Genomic DNA, 16,466 nt, shown 5'->3' with positions numbered 1-16,466 from the left:
GCCGTGCTCGGCTGCCTCTACCTGATGTTCAGCCTGCCCGGCATGACCCTCGTCCGGTTCGCCGGCTGGAACGCCGCAGGCTTCCTCCTCTACCTCCTCTACGGACGCCGCCGCAGCCTCGCCGGCCACACCGCACCCGCCACCGCCAACAGCTGAACACCCACAACCCCAACCCTCCTCCCACCCGCAGGAGGGCGCTCAGCGATCGCCCTATTCCGGCTTCTCGAACTCCGGCAGCGCCGGGTTCCAGCCCTTGGGATTCTTGCCGCCATCGGCGATGAACTGGTCGAGCCGTGCCCCCAGCACGGTCAGCGGTACCGAGCCCAGCGCGAGGATGGCGTCGTGAAAATTGCGCTGGTCGAAGGCGGGGCCGAGCTTCGCCTCCGCCTCCGCGCGCTTCTGGCGGATCAGCATCTCGCCAAGCTTGTAGGCCAGCGCCTGGCCCGGCCAGGCGATGTAGCGATCGACCTCGGTCTCGATCTCATGCTCGGACAGGGCGGTATGATCGCGCAGATATTGCTGCGCCTGCTCGCGGCTCCAGCCATAATGATGGATGCCGGTGTCGATGACGAGGCGGCTGGCGCGCCAGATCTCGTAGGACAGCCGGCCGAAATTCTCATAGGGCGTGTCGTAAACGCCCATCTTCGTGCCCAGCCACTCCATGTAAAGTGCCCAGCCCTCGCCATAGCCGGAGAAGCCGGTCGAGCGACGGAACGCCGGCCGCCGCGTCGCCTCCTGCGCCACCGCCGCCTGGAAGCTGTGGCCGGGATTGCATTCGTGCAGCGTCAGCGCGGTCAGCGTGTAGAGCGGCCGCGACGGCAGGTCATAGGTGTTCATCATGCAGGATTCGAGGCCGCCCCGCCCGCCGGTGTAGATCGGCGCGAGGCTTGGCGGCACCGGAATGATGGTGAAGCGACGCCGGGGCAGGAAGCCGATGAAATCCGCGACCTTCCCGTCGACGCGCTTCGCCACATAGGCGGAAAAGCCGAGCAGCTCCCGCGGAGTCTTGGGATAGAATTGCGGATCGGTGCGCAGGAACTTGAGGAAGGACGGCATGTCGCCCTTGTAGCCGGTCTCGGCCTTCACTTTCTCCATCTCGGCGGCGATGCGCGCCACTTCCGCCAGACCCTTCTGGTGGATCTGCTCGGCGGTGAGGTCGAGCGTGGTGAACGCCTCGATCTGCGACTGGTAGAAGGCCTTGCCGTCCGGCTCCTGCTCCGCGGCGAGCGTAGTGCGCGCCTGGGCCATATAGTCGTTGCGGATGAAGCCGAGCAACTTGTTATAGGCCGGCGCCACCGCCTCCCGGATCGCCTTGTCGCCCTCTGCCTTCAGCCGCGCCTGCTCGGCCGCCGGGATCGACGCCGGCATTTCCCTGAACGGGCCGTAGAAGGGATTGCTCTGATCACTGGCGATATAGGGCTCGATGGTCTTGTCGCGCCCGGTAACGACGACACGCGGCACGCTGTAGCCGCGCTTCAGCCCGTCGCGCATGTTGGCGATCTGCTCGTCGAAATAGCGCGGCACGTCGCGCATCCGGGCGATGTAATTCTCATAGGCCTTGACGCTGCGGAAGCCGCCCGAGCGCGGGCTGAGGCTCGCCCAGAAGAAGGTGTCGGCGTTGAACGGCGCCTCGTAGGTCTTGAAGCGTACCTCGTCGGCGAGGGTCTGGATCGAGCGGCGGAACACCGCGGCGTTGATCTTCTCTTCCGCCGAAAGCTCGTTTGCCGGAATGCCGTCGAGCTCGGCCAGCGCCTTGGTCCAGTAATCGAGATGCGCGGCCTGGGTTTTGGCGTCGACGCGGGGAAGGTGATCGAGCCCGGCCTCGTCGGCACCGCGATTGCCGCGCAGCCCCTCCTGCTGGCGCCACGCCCATTCGCGTTCATAAAGCGCCTGCAGCTTCCGGTCGGCGGCGCTGGCCTGCGGCTGATCGGACGATCTCGGCCCACAGGCCGAGGCCAGCAGGGCCAGCGCCGCGGTGCTGACGGCCAGATAGGTCTTCATGATCGCTGGTCTCCTCATCCTGGGCGGGGAAAGGCCCTCAGTGGGTGGTGTCGACGGATTCGATCGGCATCGGACCGGCCGGCATGCCGCGCGCCGCCTTGGACTTGAGCACCATCTGGCGCAGTTCCTCGCGCAAGGCCCTGGCGTCGTAGAGGATCCCGTCCTTGATCGTCCACGCGATGCCGCCGACGCGCTCGACCTGGCCGGTGGCGTCGTCGAGATGCAGCGTGCCGGTGCCGAACAGGATCTTGAGATTGGCGAGGGGATTGCCCTTCACCACCACCAGATCGGCCTTGCGGCCGACGCGAACGGTGCCGATCTGGTCCTCATGCCCGAGCAGGCGGGCGCCCTGCTGGGTCGCGGCGTGGATCACTTCCAGCGGCGAGAAGCCGGCCTCGCGCAGCAGCTCCATCTCCTGGATATAGCCGAAGCCGTAGAGGTTATAGATATAGCCCGAATCCGAACCGACCGTGACCATGCCGCCACGGTTCTTATATTCGTTCACGAACTGCATCCACAGACGATAATTCTGCTTCCACGCCACCTCGTCTTCGGTGGACCAGTCATACCAATAGGAGCCGTGATTGACGCGGCTGGGGCGGTAATAATCCCACAGCTCCGGCATCGTATAATCATCATGCCAGGTGGCGCGGCTCATCCGCATGAAATCGCGGCTGGTGAGATAGGCGGTGAAGGTCGGATCGAGCGCGAAACCGCGGTCGAGCAGGGTCTGCATCACCTCTTCCCACTTTCTGGACCCGGGCGCCGCCGTCTGCGCCCACAGCCGGCCGGATTCACCGAAGCGCATTTGCTCGTCATTGTTGATGAATCCGCCCGGCCAGCTCTGCACCGTCTTGTCGGTGAACATCGCCTCGGGCAGCCCGTACCAATGCTCCATGGATTGCATGCCATGCGCCGAGGTGGTCAACACATTTGCCCAGGCCACGCTCTGCTGTGAATGATGCATCGTGGTGTGCAGGCCGAGCTTGCCGGCTTCGTCCAGCGCCGCCCAGAGTACGTCTTCGGGCACATAGTTGATGAACTTGACGCCGTCGGCGCCGCGCCGTTTCGCCTCGCGCATGGCGATGCGCGCCTCCTCGGGCGTGTTGGGCGGGCTCTTCTGGATCGAGGTGAAAAAGGGATAGACGTCGATGCGGGGCGCCGCGATCTCGTTGCGGGCGCTGCGCGCCTTGATGTCGGCCAGCCACTCGATCGGCCGGCTGCTGCCCAGCTCGCGCACGGAGGTGACGCCGTTCGCCAGCCACAGCTTGAGGATATAGTCCGACGGCACATGCTGGGCGTCGTCCATGTCGTGGAGATGGGTGTGCGCGTCGACGAAGCCCGGCAGCACATAATAGCCGGTGAGGTCCAGCTCGTGATCGCCGCTGGCGGCGCGCGCGCGTGGATTGATCGCGCCGGGCGCCCCGATCGTGCGGATTTCGGCAATATGGTCTCCGGCGAGCACGATATCGACGGGCCCCTGCGGTGGCGCCCCGGTGCCGTCGATCATCGTCACGTTGCGCAGCACCGTGCGCGCAAACGGGCCGATACCTTCGCTGCGCCGGGGAATGGCGTTGGCGGCAAACGGCGCGGTGCGGGCCGGCTGGGCCCGGCCCGGTGCCATGCCGGGGGCGAGCGCTACCAGGGCCGCCGCCGACAGGAGCAATTTACGCATCGCGATAGTCATGCCGGCCCCCGCATATCCGAAAAAATAAACGCCGCGGGCTTCGGTTTACCCGCGGCGTTTACGACGATCAGAACTTGAAGGTGACGCCGCCAAAGTAACGGCGGCCCTGCACGTCGTAGAGGGAGACGTCGACATTGGCGTCGCCGACGAAGGTGGTGCCGAGTACCGGCGGCTTGCGGTCGCCGATATTGTTGACGCCGATGAACAGGCGCAGGCGCTTGTCCACATCGAAGGTCAGCGTCGAGTCGACATACCACACGGCCGGCACATGGCTGACATAGGCGGCGACGTTCTTGTAGACATCGAGCCCGCCGATCATCCGGCCGACCACGCGCCAGGACACAGGCCCGCTCGAATAGGCGCCGGTCAGGTTCAGCTTGAAGTCCGGGAGGATGAAGCCGCCCGTGCCGGACGAGCAGCCACCGCCATAATAGCCCGCGCAATCCTGAGGCACGGACTGGCTCAGCGCCTTTTGCGTCTTGTTGAACAGCCAGCTCGCGACCGCCGTTAACGACAGCTGGGCGCGCTCGCCGCCAAGCTCGAAGAAGCTTGGCAGGCCGATGCGGTAATCGGCCTGAGCGTCGATGCCCGAGACCTTGAGATAGCCGATATTCTGATAGTTGGTCTGGATATAGGCGATCTGGCCGGAGGAATCGCGGATGATCGACTGGCAGCTCTGCCCGGCGGCATCGAGCGAGGTGAGGCAGTCGTTGATCACCTGCTGCACGTTGGGGCGGGTGATGGCGTCGTTGACGGTGACGTTGAAATAATCGACGGTGAAGTTGAGGTTGCGCACGAACGGCGGCGAGATCACCGCGCCAACTGTATAAGTGTCGGACTTCTCTGCCTTCAGCGCACCACTATTGGTGGTGAGCGAGGTCAGGCCGAGAGCCGACTGGCGGAACGTGGCGATATCGCCGGCAGGCACGCCCTGGGCCACGCACAGCTGCTGGACGGCGGAGCTCGGCCGGGCGGTGATGTCGCACGGATCGGTGCCGCCGGTGAAGCCGGTGCCGGGCTGGACGAACAGTTCGCCGACATTGGGAGCGCGGACCGCGCGGTTATAGGCGCCGCGGAAGCGGACCCAGCTCACCGGCGCGTACTGCACCCCGCCCTTGTAGGCGACCACGCCGCCGATCGACGAATATTTGGAATAACGGATCGCCGCCTCGAGTTCGAGGCGATGGAAGAAAGGCATATCGGCAAGGATCGGCACGCCGATTTCGCCGAAAACCTCCTTCACATTATAGCCGCCGGCCAGCGGATTGTTGGACGCGCTGCCATATTCCTTGTTGAGGTCATAGGGGCTCGGGTTGGATTGATAATAGTCGCGGCGATATTCGGCGCCCACCGCCACCGAAACCGGGCCGGCCGGCAGATCGAACAGCGACCCCGCGATCGAGGCGCCCGCCACCGAGCGGGTGAAGGTGCTGCGGCTGTCGCGCTCGGGCGTGACGAAGGCCGCCGCCGCCGGATTGATCGCACCGAAGATGTTGAGCGGCACGCAGCCGGTGCTGCCCGATACGCACACCACGCTGCCATTGGCGCTGGTGGTTGCATCCAGCGCCTGGGTCAGGCGCGCGGAGTTGACGAAGCCGAGATTGCGCGTGTCCTCGCGGTTGCGCATATACTGGCCGAAAACTTCCCACTTGAAGTTGCGGCCGCCGAGATCGATGTCGCCGCGCAGGCCCCCGGTGAAGTCAAAGCTGTTGCGTTCATAATAGCTGCGGCGGGTGCCGAAATCCTCGGTACGCAGTCCAGCCCCGGTGATCGAGGCGATGCCGGTATGCCGCGGATCGAACACCTGCTGGTTATTGTTGAAGAAATTCGACACCACCGTCGGCAGCGCCGGATTGTTGATATAGCGCACCTTGAGGGTGGTGGTGAGCGGGTTGGCGGGATCCGGGGTGAGCGGCGTCAGGGAATCCGGCGCCAGCACCGAATTGTTCTGCACATTGACGTAATAGGCCTCCATGAAGGCCGTGATGTGATCGCTCAGATCATAATGGCCGAGCGCCGTCGCGTTGAAGCGCGTCAGCGGTCGCTGCAGATAATTATAGGCGGCGTAATTATAGCTGTCTTCCGGGGAGCAATAGCGGGTCGGCGTGCCATTGGCCTGGAAGCGCACGCTGGTTACCGAACAGCCCGGTGTCGTTGCCGGCGCCAGTCCCTGGAGCGAGGCGATCTGCGCCGCGCTGAGTGGGATGCGGGTGTAGGGGATGTTGCCAGAGCCCGAATAGACGAAGGCGGTGTGGGCGCTGTTGTCGGCCAGCGGAGTGCGCGACCAGGAACGATCGTCCTGAGTGAAGCCGTCGACCTTGGTGTAGGAGAAACTCATCGCGACATTGCCGCGATCGTCCGGCGCATTCATGCCGATGGTTACGTCGAACTTGCGCTGCGCGCCGTCGCCGCGCTCGTTGATGCCGTAATTGGCGGTCGCCTCTATCCCTTGAAAATTATCCTTGAGGATGAAGTTGACGGCGCCCGCGATCGCGTCCGAGCCATAGACGGCCGACGCGCCGCCCGAAATCACGTCGACGCGGCTGATCAGCGCGTCGGGGATGCTCGACATGTCGACATCGCCGGAAGAATTGGCGGCGACGAAGCGGCGGCCATTGACCAGCGTCAGCGTGCGGGTTGAGCCGAGGCCGCGCAGATTGGCGGCATAGATGCCGGAGCCGCCGCCATTGTTGACCGAACTGGTATTGCCCTGGCCGAGCTGTGGCATCTGGTTCAGCGTGCGTTCGAGCGTGACGTTGCCGGACAGCTTGACGTTCTGCTCGCTCACCACCGACACCGGGCTCGGCGCGGTAAGATCGGTGCGCAGCAGGCGCGATCCGGTGACGACGATTTCCTGCGTCTGTTCGGACGGCGTGGCCTGTTGGGCAAATGCCGGTTGCAGCGCCAGTGGTGCTCCAAGCAATGTGGTTGCCAGCAAGGCACGGCGAACGTGCGCGGAAGAGCGGATGAAGCCTCGGAATTCCATGCTATGCTCCCTGGTCTTTATTGTTTCACGCCAAAGACTTGTCGGGCCGCTCTCCGGCGGGACGGTTCATCGGATGCGCAGAGCCGTGCCAATTGTCCGGTACCCCTTCCATAGGTCCGACCGGGGCCTGCCCAACGCCGATCAGCCATGCGCGACAATACACCGCCCTTGATTCGGTGTAACGTATACGAAATACGGTATCTGAGGCTGTGGCTGAGTCAATCCCAAAAAGGGAGGAGGTGTCCGGTGGCAATATCGAACTATTTCAGGCTGTTCCTCCTGCTGATCGTAGTGGGTGGCACGAGTGGCGCGTCGGCATCATCCGCAGTGGTTGAAATAGCCAACGTTATCTTGATCGACGGAACAGGTGCGCCCCCACGCCCGGGGGTGACGGTGCGCATCGAGGGGGAGCGCATCCGGTCGATCGTCCCGGCCGGCGTGCGCAAGCCGGCGAAGGGCGTCACCTTCATCGACGGGCAGGGCCGCTACCTGCTGCCGGGCTTTGTCGACAGCAACGTCCACGGCACCGTTTATGGCCAGCCGGCGCGCCGCGACACGTCGCTCAAATATGCCGACAGCAACGCCGAGCTGATGCTCGAATTCGCCCAGCGCGCACTGAAATATGGGGTCACCACAATTCGCGACAGCTACGGCGTGCTGCCGCCGACGCTGGCGGTGCGCGATCGCATCGAGCGCGGCGAGGTGGTCGGCGCGCGGATCAAGGCGGCCGGCAATATCCTCGGCTGGAGCGGTCCGTTTTCGCTCACCTTCTCCCTGACCAGGGACGCCGACCTGTCGCTATTCCAAGAGAGATGGAACGATCTCCTCGCCCAGGGCATGGGCGAGGAGATCATGGACATGACGCCGGACGAGCTCCGCGTCGCCATGGACGCCTATCTCGACAAGGGCGTCGACTTCATCAAATATGGCGGCACCAGCCACTTCATGCGCCCCTCGCTGATCGGCTTCTCGCCGCGCCAGCAGGCGGTGATCGTCGGCGAGGCGCACAAGCGCGGAAAGCGGGTCGAAACCCATGCCACCAGTTCAGAGGGGCTGCGGCTGGCCGTAGAGGCCGGGATCGACCTCATCCAGCATCCCGAACTGATGAGCCGCGATCTTCCGGACGATCTCATCCGGCTTATCGTCGACAAAGGAACGCTGTGCGGCATCCGCGCCAATTACATCACCGGCGCCTATCGCCAGCGCCACATCAGCCAACGTGCCGAGGCCCAGGCGCGGATCGACAGAATGCCGCCGGCGCTGACCAGCGCCGAGAAATGGCGCCGGCTGGACATGCTCGCCGACAATGAGGATGTGCAACGCCGCAACGCCGAGCGACTGATCCGGGCCGGCTGCCGCGTCACGCCGGCGACCGACAGCTATTATGGCGACGCCCCCGAATTCCGCCGCGCTCACAAGACCGACGAGGCCGAGCCCGGCATCGGCACCATCCGCGCCATCGAAGGGCTGGTCGAGCTGGGCATGACTCCGATGCAGGCGATCGTGTCGGCGACGCGCAACGGCGGCATCGCGGCGGGAATGGGCGAGGATCTTGGTACAGTGGAGCCCGGCAAGATCGCCGACCTGGTCCTCGTCTCGGCCAATCCACTGGCCGACATCCGCAATATCGAGAAAGTCGAGGCGGTGATCGCGCGCGGCAAGCCGGTCGATCTCGGCAGGCTGCCCGAACATCCGCTGTTCTACGGTAAGCCGGAAGGGGTGGCCGGATCATGATCATGATGCCGCGGCGCCCGGTCCGCCTGCCCGGACATCAAGGTTATTTGCAGAACTTACACGGATCGTATAACATATTCTGATTGGAATAAGGAGGCGGCATGAGCGCGCAACTGGTCGGCACGCGGCGGGAATGGCTGGCTGGTGCCGGGATGATGGCCCTGGCCGCAAGCGGGGTCGCGCGCGGCGCGGCGCGGGCTGTGGCGGGGCCGGCCCTGCTGCCCGCACATCCCGAGCCGCTGCCGCTCGCCGACGTTCGTTTGCTGCCGTCCCCCTTCCTCGACGCGGTTGCCGCCAATCGTCGCTATCTGCTCAGCCTCGAGCCCGACCGACTGCTCCATAATTTTCGCACCGGCGCCGGACTCCGGCCCAAGGGTGCGGCCTATGGCGGGTGGGAGGGTGACACCATCGCCGGCCATACCCTCGGCCATTATCTCTCGGCGCTGGCGTTGCTCCACGCCCAGACCGGCGACGACGAGGCGAAGCGGCGCGTCGATTATATCGTCGCTGAACTGGCGGAGTGCCAGAAGGCACGCGGCAATGGCTATGTCGCCGGACTGCTGCGCAAGCGCAAGGACGGGTCGCTGGTCGACGGCGAAGAGATTTTCGGCGAGATCAGGGCTGGCGATATCCGCTCAGGCGGCTTCGATCTGAACGGCGCCTGGTCGCCTCTGTACAATGTCCACAAGACCTTCGCCGGCCTGCTCGACGCCGAGCAACTGTGCGGCAATCGTCAGGCGCTGGCCGTCGCGGTCGATTTCGCGGGCTATTTCCAGCGCGTGTTCGCGGCGCTTTCCGAGGATCAGCTACAGACGGTGCTCGCCTGCGAATATGGCGGCCTCAACGAAAGCTTCGCCGAGCTTTCGGCGCGCACCGGCGATCGCCAATGGATGCTGCTGGCCGAGCGGGTGCGCGACAACAAGCTGCTGTCGCCGCTCGAGCGTCGCCAGGACGTGCTCGCCAATGTCCATGCGAACACGCAGATTCCGAAGATCATCGGCCTCGCCCGCATCCACGAACTGACCGGCCGCGAGGCAGCCGGGATCGGCGCCCGCTATTTCTGGGAGATCGTCACGCGTCACCACAGCTATGTGATCGGCGGCAACGCCGACCGCGAATATTTCTTCGCGTCCGACGCGATCTCGAAGCACATCACCGAGCAGACCTGCGAGCATTGCAACAGCTACAACATGCTCAAGCTGACCCGCCATCTCTACAATTGGCAGCCGGACGGGGCCTTGTTCGATTATTATGAGCGCACCCATTTCAACCACATTCTGGCGGCGCAGGATCCCGCGACGGGCATGTTCACTTACATGACGCCACTGATGTCCGGCATCAAACGGGCATTCTCCACGCCAACGGACGATTTCTGGTGCTGCGTCGGCTCCGGCATGGAAAGCCACGCCAAGCATGGCGAGAGCATCTACTGGCAGGGTGCGGACACGCTCCTCGTCAACCTTTTCATCCCGTCGCGCGCGCATTGGGCGGCGCGCGGCGCGGATGTCGAGCTCACCACCGGCTACCCCTATGACGGCGAGGTGAAGGTGGCGCTGGGCGCAATGAAGCGGCCGGGTGTCTTCGCGGTGGCGCTGCGCATTCCGGGCTGGGCGGCGGGCCGGGCGGCCTTGCTGCTCAATGGCGGGCCCGTCGCTGCCGAGCATGGCGCCGGCTATGCGGTGGTGCGGCGGCACTGGCGGGCCGGCGACACGCTTACCCTCACTTTGCCGATGGACCTGCGTATCGAGCCCACGCCGGACGATCCCGGCACGATCGCGATCCTGCGCGGACCGCTGGTGCTGGCCGCCGATCTCGGCCCGGTGGACGGGCCCGATCGCAACGCCGCGGCGCCGGCGCTGGTCGGCAGCGACATCCTCGCCGGTTTTCGCCCGGTGGCGGAACCGGCCGTCTACCGCACTCAGGGCGTCGGCCGCCCCGCCGACATGGCGTTCGGCCCCTTCTATCGCAATTACCAGCGGCGAAGCGCCGTCTATTTCAAGCGCTTCACCGATGCCCAGTGGGAGCAGGAGAAGATCGCCTTCGCTGCCGAGCAGGCGCGGCTCGCCGATCTCGCCGCGCGATCCGTGGACGTGATGTATCTCGGGGAGATGCAGCCCGAGCGCGATCACCAGCTCAGCTCCAGCATCTCGTATCCGGTGGTCTATCGCGGACGCAACGGGCGTGACGCGCGCACCGGCGGCTTCTTCCAGTTCCGCATGAAGGTGAAGCCCGGCGCGCTCGTGCTGCAGGCGACCTATTGGGGCGAGGAACGCAACCGCGCCTTCGACATATTGGTCGACGGGCAGCGCATCGCGACGCAGACATTGGAGGCGGAGAAGCCCGGCGAGTTCGTCGACATCGATTATCCGGTGCCGGAAGCGGCGACGCGCGGCAAGGGCGATGTCGTCATCCGTTTCCAGCCGCACACCGGCCACACCGCCGGGCCGGTATTTGGCGTGCGCCTGTTCACGCCGGCGGTTGCGGCCGGGCCGGTTGATGTTGCGGCCGGGCCGGTTGATGTCGATATAGGCGCAAAAGGAGTGACTGCGCGTGGCTAACGAGATTGATGGTTCGATTCTGATCGGCGGCACGAACGAGAAGGGCGCGAGCGACTTTGCCGCCGTCGATCCGTCGAGCGGCGCGGAGCTGGCGCCGCGGTTCGCCAATGCCGATGCCGGCCATGTCGATCGCGCCTGCGCGCTCGCCGATCAGGCATTTGCGACCTATGGCGATGCCGCGCCGGAAGTCCGCGCCGGCCTGCTCGAGGCGATCGCCGAGGAGATCGAGGCGATCGGCGACGCGCTGATTGTGCGTGCGATGCAGGAGACCGGCCTGCCGCGTCCCCGCCTCGAAGGCGAACGCGGACGTACCACCGGCCAGCTGCGCCTGTTCGCCAGCTTCGTGCGCTCGGGCGACTGGGCTCATGCCACGCTCGACAGCGCGCTGCCCGATCGCGCGCCGCTGCCGCGTCCCGATCTGCGCCGTCGCCATGTCGCCGTCGGCCCGGTGGCGGTATTCGGCGCCAGCAACTTCCCGCTCGCCTTCTCGGTGGCGGGCGGCGACACCGCCTCGGCGCTTGCTGCCGGCTGTCCGGTAGTGGTGAAAGGCCACCCGGCCCATCCCGGCACCGGCGAACTCGTCGCCCGCGCGGTGCAGGCCGCGGTCCGTCGCACCGGCCTGCCGGAAGGCGTCTTCTCCTATCTGCCCGGCGTCGGCAACGCGCTGGGCTCGGCGCTGGTCGCCGATCCGCGCATCAAGGCAGTCGGGTTCACCGGCTCGCGCGGCGGTGGCCTCGCGCTGGTCGGCATCGCCGCCGCCCGACCGGAGCCGATCCCGGTCTATGCCGAGATGAGCAGCGTCAATCCGGTGCTGCTGTTTCCGGCCGCGCTGGCCGCCCGCGCCGAGGCGCTCGGCGCGGCGTTCATCCAGTCGCTGACGATGGGGGCGGGGCAGTTCTGCACCAATCCGGGTATCGTCATCGCGCTCAGCGGCCCGGACCTCGATCGCTTCACCGCCGCCGCGGCGGCGGCGCTGGCGGAAAGCCGCGCCACGCCGATGCTCAGCCCCGGCATCTATTCCGCCTATGAGACGGGCGTCGCGGCGCTCGCCGGCCATCCGTCGGTGGAGACGATCGCGCGCGGCTGCGTGGGGGAGGGGATCAATCAGGGCCGCGGCGCGCTGTTCGCAACCGATGTCGCCCGTTTCAAGGCCGATGCGGCGCTCGGCCATGAGGTGTTCGGCGCGTCGTCGGTGATCGTGCGCTGCGCGGACTTCGCCGAGATGGCGGAACTGGTGCAGAGCCTTGAGGGGCAGCTCACTGCCACGCTCCACCTCGACGCTGCCGACGAGGATGATGCCCGCCCGTTCGTCCCGCTGCTCGCCCGCAAGGCCGGCCGCATCCTCGCCAATGGCTGGCCGACCGGCGTCGAGGTCAGCCATGCCATGGTCCATGGGGGCCCGTATCCGGCAACGTCCGACGGTCGGACGACGTCGGTCGGGACGCTGGCCATCGAGCGCTTCCTCCGCCCGGTCTGCTATCAGGGCCTGCCGTCGAGCCTGCTTCCCGAGGCGCTGGCGGACGGCAATCCGTGGAAGCTGCTCCGCACCGTCGACGGCAAGCCGGTGCTGGCCGGCTGAGACCCCCGGGTCAGGCGCTGATGCCCATGCGGCGCAGCGCCTCACCCGCGCCGGCGATGTTGGACAGGTTCATCTCGGCATATTTGCGCGACAGCACCACGCCCGCCGCCCCGCCTGCATAGGCGGCGAGCGTGGCGTCGCGCACATCCTCGGGCCGGGTGCGTTTCTCGTCGCGGCGGGTGGGGATGTCGATGTCGATGCCCGGATAGATGGGGATGGCGCCGCCGACGCCATCCACGGCGCGTGCCGTTTCCACCTTTACGGAGTTGGCCGACATCCCGCGCGTCGGCAACTGGGCCAGCGTCGGTTCCCCCTCCAGGCCGAGCAGGCGATAATGCATGTCGAGCAGCTGTTCCGGCGTGAAGTCGCGATACATCACGGCCTGCACGTTGCGGATATAGTCGGCGAAGCGAGGCCCCCCGCAATTATTGTAGGTCGAGGGCTTCAGATAGTCGGAGAACTTCATCAGCCGCGCGTAATCATTGTCGGCGCGAAAGAACGGGCTCATCGAGATCAGGTGCATGATATGCCAGCCGACCTGTAGCGCTGGCTTGATGCGCTTGGCGGTGCCGTAGAGGTGGGCGTACATCTCCTCCTGGCTGGCCACCCAGAAACGATGCCAGCCGAGGATCTCGGGATAATCGGTCATCAGTCGCCAGAACGGCATGAAGCTGCCCTCCGCCCCGAGCGGCCGGTTGGCGAGCAGCGCCGTCACCCAGCGGTCGAACAGCTTGTAGCCCTCGCGCGCGCGATTGCCGTCCAGTCCCTGATGCGCCGCCTTGGCGATGCAATGGTCGCAGAAACAGCAGATGGCGGCGCGGCGGGGCGCCATATCGCCGAAATGCGCGCCGATCATCGCGTTGAACGGACCCTGCCGCTCGGATTCCCACATCAGCCCGTCAAGGTCGTTGCTGGTCACCCAGTCGGCGACCATCGAGGCAAGATAAGCGCGCGCATTGGGATTGTTGAAACAGGTCGCGCGGCCCACCCGGCCATAGATGTCGATCTCGGCGATCTGCTCGAAATTGGGGATGTAGCGCGGGTTGTAATTCTCCTCGAACAGGGCGTAGGTCTGCATGCCCCTGGACTTGGCGCGGGGAATGACCTCGGCCAGAATGTCGAAGTCGCCGAGATCGGGCGCGCGCACGTCCTTGATGACGGACCCGGCATAGAATTCCGGGTGGACCGCCGCATAGCTTCCGCCATGGATGCGATCCGGCTCCTGCGGGCCGTGATCCGGAAAGGGCTGCCCGCGCGATTGTCGGCCGGCCAGCCCGCCACCATAGGTGAACACCGCCGCCATCACCACATTCACGCCGCCGACGCGCTGTAGTGTGTCGAGCGTATCGTCGACTCCTTCGTCGACGAAGGATCTCGCCCCGATCTGCAAGGCGACGAATTTCTTCGCCGGGGCTCGGCGTTGCGGGAGCGGCCGGAGCGGCTGCGCGACCGCCGGTGACATCGCCAGTGGCAGGGCCAGCCCGCCGAGAATATCGCGCCGGGATTGATCCATCGCCCACCCCCTGAACCATAATCGTATACGGTATTTCTTAATAACGGCCTAGACAAGTCCGTGTCACGCGCATCATGCTTGCCGCGTGATCGAGACAGAGCGCCTGCTGCTTCGCCCGTGGCGCGAGGAGGACAAGCCCGCATTCCATGCGCTCGCCAACACGCCGCGGATGATGGCGCATTTCGGCGGCCCGGTAGCGCGCGCCCGCCACGATGCGATCATCGACCGGCAGATCGCCCAGCAGTCCGTACACGGCCACTGCATGTGGGCGGTGGAAATGCGCGATAGCGGCGCGCTCGCCGGTATTTGCGGCGTGCGCATCGGCGGCCATCCGGGCACGCCGGTGCCGGAGGAACTGGAGATCGGCTGGCGCATCGGCGAGCGATGGTGGGGCCAGGGCATCGCCCGCGAGGCGGCCGAGGCGAGCATCGCATGGGGCTGGGCGAATACCGATCGCCCGCGTATCGCCGCGTGGACGGTGATCGGCAACAGCCGGTCATGGGGGCTGATGGATCGGCTCGGCATGCGCCGGCGGGCCGATCTCGATTTCCGGCATCCGGATTATGCGCCCGGCGATCCGTTCGGGGCGATGATCGTCTATGCGCTGGATCGGCCGGCCTGAGCCGCGGTCAGTGGCCGATCAGCTCGGCCATCATCGCGATCGCGCCGGTCGCCAATATGCCGGTGCCGAAGATGCGTTGGACGGGGCTGACCAGCCTGCGCAGCGGCACGCCGAGACTCTCTTCGATGCGTTTCATGCTGGTCATGTCGATCACCCGTTCCGACGCGTCCAACAGGTAACTTCGCTGAGACTGATCTGATCCATGGATGACGACGCCGGGGCGCGCATTTGCCCCCGGCGCCGATCCGATCAGGCGACGCCTGCGTAGCGAAGCAGGTCGATCATCGAGAAATCATCGCCGGTCTTCGAGCCGTCGACGGTCGGCAGGAACGGGTTCCACTCCGGATCCTGGGCCAGATAGGAAGAGCTGTCGCCCTGCAGCAAACCGAGGAATACCTCGGCGACGATGCGCGCGCCGACCGGGCCGAGCCGCTCGCCATTCTCCATCGTTTCCGCCTCGCGCAATATGTAGAACCATAACGGCGTGCGATCGTCGAAGCCGTGCGGCTTGAGGTCGGCGAGGTCGCCTCTCGACAATTCGGGCAGCTGCATCGACCGCGCCACCCGTTGGCCCGAGGGCAGCGAAAAGGTCAGGTGACGCAGCAAATTGCGCTGCGCCAGCGACGCGGGGTTGGTCCGCGCGTCAGGATTGGCCACCACCGATCCGGGCAGATGGAACAGCGCCGTCGACAGCGTGGTGTCGATCTTCTTGTTCGGCTTCACATTGCCGTCGCCGAAATCGAAGAAGGTCGGCCAGTCGACGAACCGGCGTGGCGCCCGGCATCCGCCGGAAAGATCGTCGGGATCGGTCGGGGTCGAGGGGGTCGGCGTGAAGATCATGGCGAAGAACGGGGTTCCCCCGGCACCGCCGGTAAAGTTGGCGCGATAGGATGGCCGCACCTGGCTGTGGCCGAAGCGATAGGCCGCCACCGAGAACTCCACCGGGATGAACGGCTCGTTCGACCACTTAAAGAATTTGCCGCCGTTCTGGAGCACGTCGTCGACCACCGCGTCGCCGCACGTCTTGCGCAGGAACTGGTGGACGATCATCCATTGATAATGCCAGCGCACGATGCGCTGCGCCTCGGCGAAGATTTCCCCCGGCGCCGTCAGCTTGATCCTGGTCCTGACATAATCGACCACCGCATTGTGGAACTTGAGGAAGCCGAGCTGGAGCTGGGCGATGATGATATTCTCGTCGTCGCGCGGGTCGCCGATTAGCGCGACATTCTGGCTGTTGCGCGGCAGATCGAACTTGCCCGGCGTGCCCATCGGCTCGACGAGGAAGGTGATGCCCTTGCCGCCCACCTGGTCGTAGAGATGGGGGCTGCCGCCGGGGCCGGCGCCATAGACATTGTCCAGCCCGAAGCTCGGCGTGCGGAAATTGGCGACCTGCTCCGGATCGGCCTGTCGCTCCAGACTGGAGGTCGGGTCCGCGGTCATGTCGTGATCGAGGAACTGGCCGAGAAAGGTGAAGCCGGCGGTGAGATTGGGATTGTCGCGGTTTCTGGCACCGAGGCTGGGATCGGTGATCAGCTTCTGCGGGCCCTTGGACAGATCGTCCTTGGCGTCCATGATCCCGCCGGGCTTGCCGATCTCGATCAGCGACGCGCGGACATCGGGCGTATCGGCCGCGAAGGGCGGCAGCTCCCCGAACATGCGGCCGAAGCGACCGGAATTATAATATCTTGACCGCGGCGGAACGATATCGTGCGGATAGACGCCGTGACGAGCCATGAAACCTCTCCCCTGCAATTCTGAGCAGCCGTTCTACTTTCGGAGGGGA

11 protein-coding genes are annotated in these 16,466 nt (G+C 65.7%); 5 read left to right on the top strand and 6 right to left on the bottom strand.

What is annotated here, in order from left to right; translation table 11 throughout:
* Positions 1-24 precede the first annotated feature (24 nt).
* The gene (locus KOF26_RS16830) at positions 25-156 is read left to right on the top strand and encodes an amino acid permease C-terminal domain-containing protein (protein WP_363182288.1); all 132 of its coding nucleotides are present in this window, start codon (positions 25-27) and stop codon (positions 154-156) included.
* Between the two features lie 54 nt (positions 157-210).
* On the opposite strand, the gene KOF26_RS16825 is transcribed toward KOF26_RS16830, so the two are convergent.
* The 3 genes from KOF26_RS16825 to KOF26_RS16815 all read right to left on the bottom strand — a co-directional run bounded on the left by KOF26_RS16825 (position 211) and on the right by KOF26_RS16815 (position 6,611).
* The gene (locus tag KOF26_RS16825) at positions 211-2,001 is read right to left on the bottom strand and encodes a DUF885 domain-containing protein (RefSeq protein WP_216327900.1); all 1,791 of its coding nucleotides are present in this window, start codon (positions 1,999-2,001) and stop codon (positions 211-213) included.
* 37 nt (positions 2,002-2,038) lie between these two features.
* The gene (locus KOF26_RS16820; protein ID WP_253201555.1) at positions 2,039-3,676 is read right to left on the bottom strand and encodes an amidohydrolase family protein; all 1,638 of its coding nucleotides are present in this window, start codon (positions 3,674-3,676) and stop codon (positions 2,039-2,041) included.
* 79 nt (positions 3,677-3,755) lie between these two features.
* A complete protein-coding gene (locus KOF26_RS16815) occupies positions 3,756-6,611 on the bottom strand; it encodes a TonB-dependent receptor plug domain-containing protein (protein WP_253201554.1) in 2,856 nt (951 codons plus the stop codon).
* A gap of 414 nt (positions 6,612-7,025) precedes the next feature.
* On the opposite strand from KOF26_RS16815, the gene KOF26_RS16810 reads away from it, so the two are divergent.
* The 3 genes from KOF26_RS16810 to KOF26_RS16800 all read left to right on the top strand — a co-directional run bounded on the left by KOF26_RS16810 (position 7,026) and on the right by KOF26_RS16800 (position 12,545).
* A complete protein-coding gene (locus KOF26_RS16810) occupies positions 7,026-8,408 on the top strand; it encodes an amidohydrolase family protein (protein ID WP_253201553.1) in 1,383 nt (460 codons plus the stop codon).
* Positions 8,409-8,509: 101 nt separating this feature from the next.
* Entirely contained in the window at positions 8,510-10,966 is a 2,457-nt protein-coding gene (locus tag KOF26_RS16805; RefSeq protein WP_253201552.1) for a glycoside hydrolase family 127 protein, read from the top strand.
* On the top strand, positions 10,959-12,545 hold the full coding sequence (locus tag KOF26_RS16800; protein WP_363182287.1) for an aldehyde dehydrogenase (NADP(+)): 1,587 nt from the start codon (positions 10,959-10,961) through the stop codon (positions 12,543-12,545). Before KOF26_RS16805 ends, KOF26_RS16800 begins: the two co-directional genes overlap by 8 nt.
* A 10-nt stretch (positions 12,546-12,555) precedes the next feature.
* Here KOF26_RS16800 and KOF26_RS16795 read toward each other — a convergent pair whose 3' ends face one another.
* The gene (locus tag KOF26_RS16795) at positions 12,556-14,058 is read right to left on the bottom strand and encodes a hypothetical protein (protein WP_216327889.1); all 1,503 of its coding nucleotides are present in this window, start codon (positions 14,056-14,058) and stop codon (positions 12,556-12,558) included.
* A gap of 85 nt (positions 14,059-14,143) precedes the next feature.
* Here KOF26_RS16795 and KOF26_RS16790 point away from each other — a divergent pair, with 85 nt between their 5' ends.
* A complete protein-coding gene (locus KOF26_RS16790; RefSeq protein ID WP_216327886.1) occupies positions 14,144-14,680 on the top strand; it encodes a GNAT family N-acetyltransferase in 537 nt (178 codons plus the stop codon).
* Positions 14,681-14,687: 7 nt separating this feature from the next.
* Here the strand turns inward: KOF26_RS16790 and KOF26_RS16785 are convergent, their stop codons facing one another.
* Both KOF26_RS16785 and KOF26_RS16780 read right to left on the bottom strand, forming a co-directional pair.
* Positions 14,688-14,825: a hypothetical protein gene (locus KOF26_RS16785; RefSeq protein WP_216327882.1), complete on the bottom strand. Its 138-nt coding sequence runs from the start codon at positions 14,823-14,825 to the stop codon at positions 14,688-14,690.
* 104 nt (positions 14,826-14,929) lie between these two features.
* Positions 14,930-16,417: a peroxidase family protein gene (locus KOF26_RS16780; RefSeq protein ID WP_216327880.1), complete on the bottom strand. Its 1,488-nt coding sequence runs from the start codon at positions 16,415-16,417 to the stop codon at positions 14,930-14,932.
* Between the last annotated feature and the right edge of the window lie 49 nt (positions 16,418-16,466).

Origin of the sequence: Sphingomonas quercus (genome assembly GCF_018863195.1) — a bacterium.
Lineage (GTDB): Bacteria > Pseudomonadota > Alphaproteobacteria > Sphingomonadales > Sphingomonadaceae > Solisphingomonas > Solisphingomonas quercus.
The sequence above is the reverse complement of the archived record's forward strand: the minus strand, read 5'-3'. Positions and strand labels throughout refer to the sequence as shown.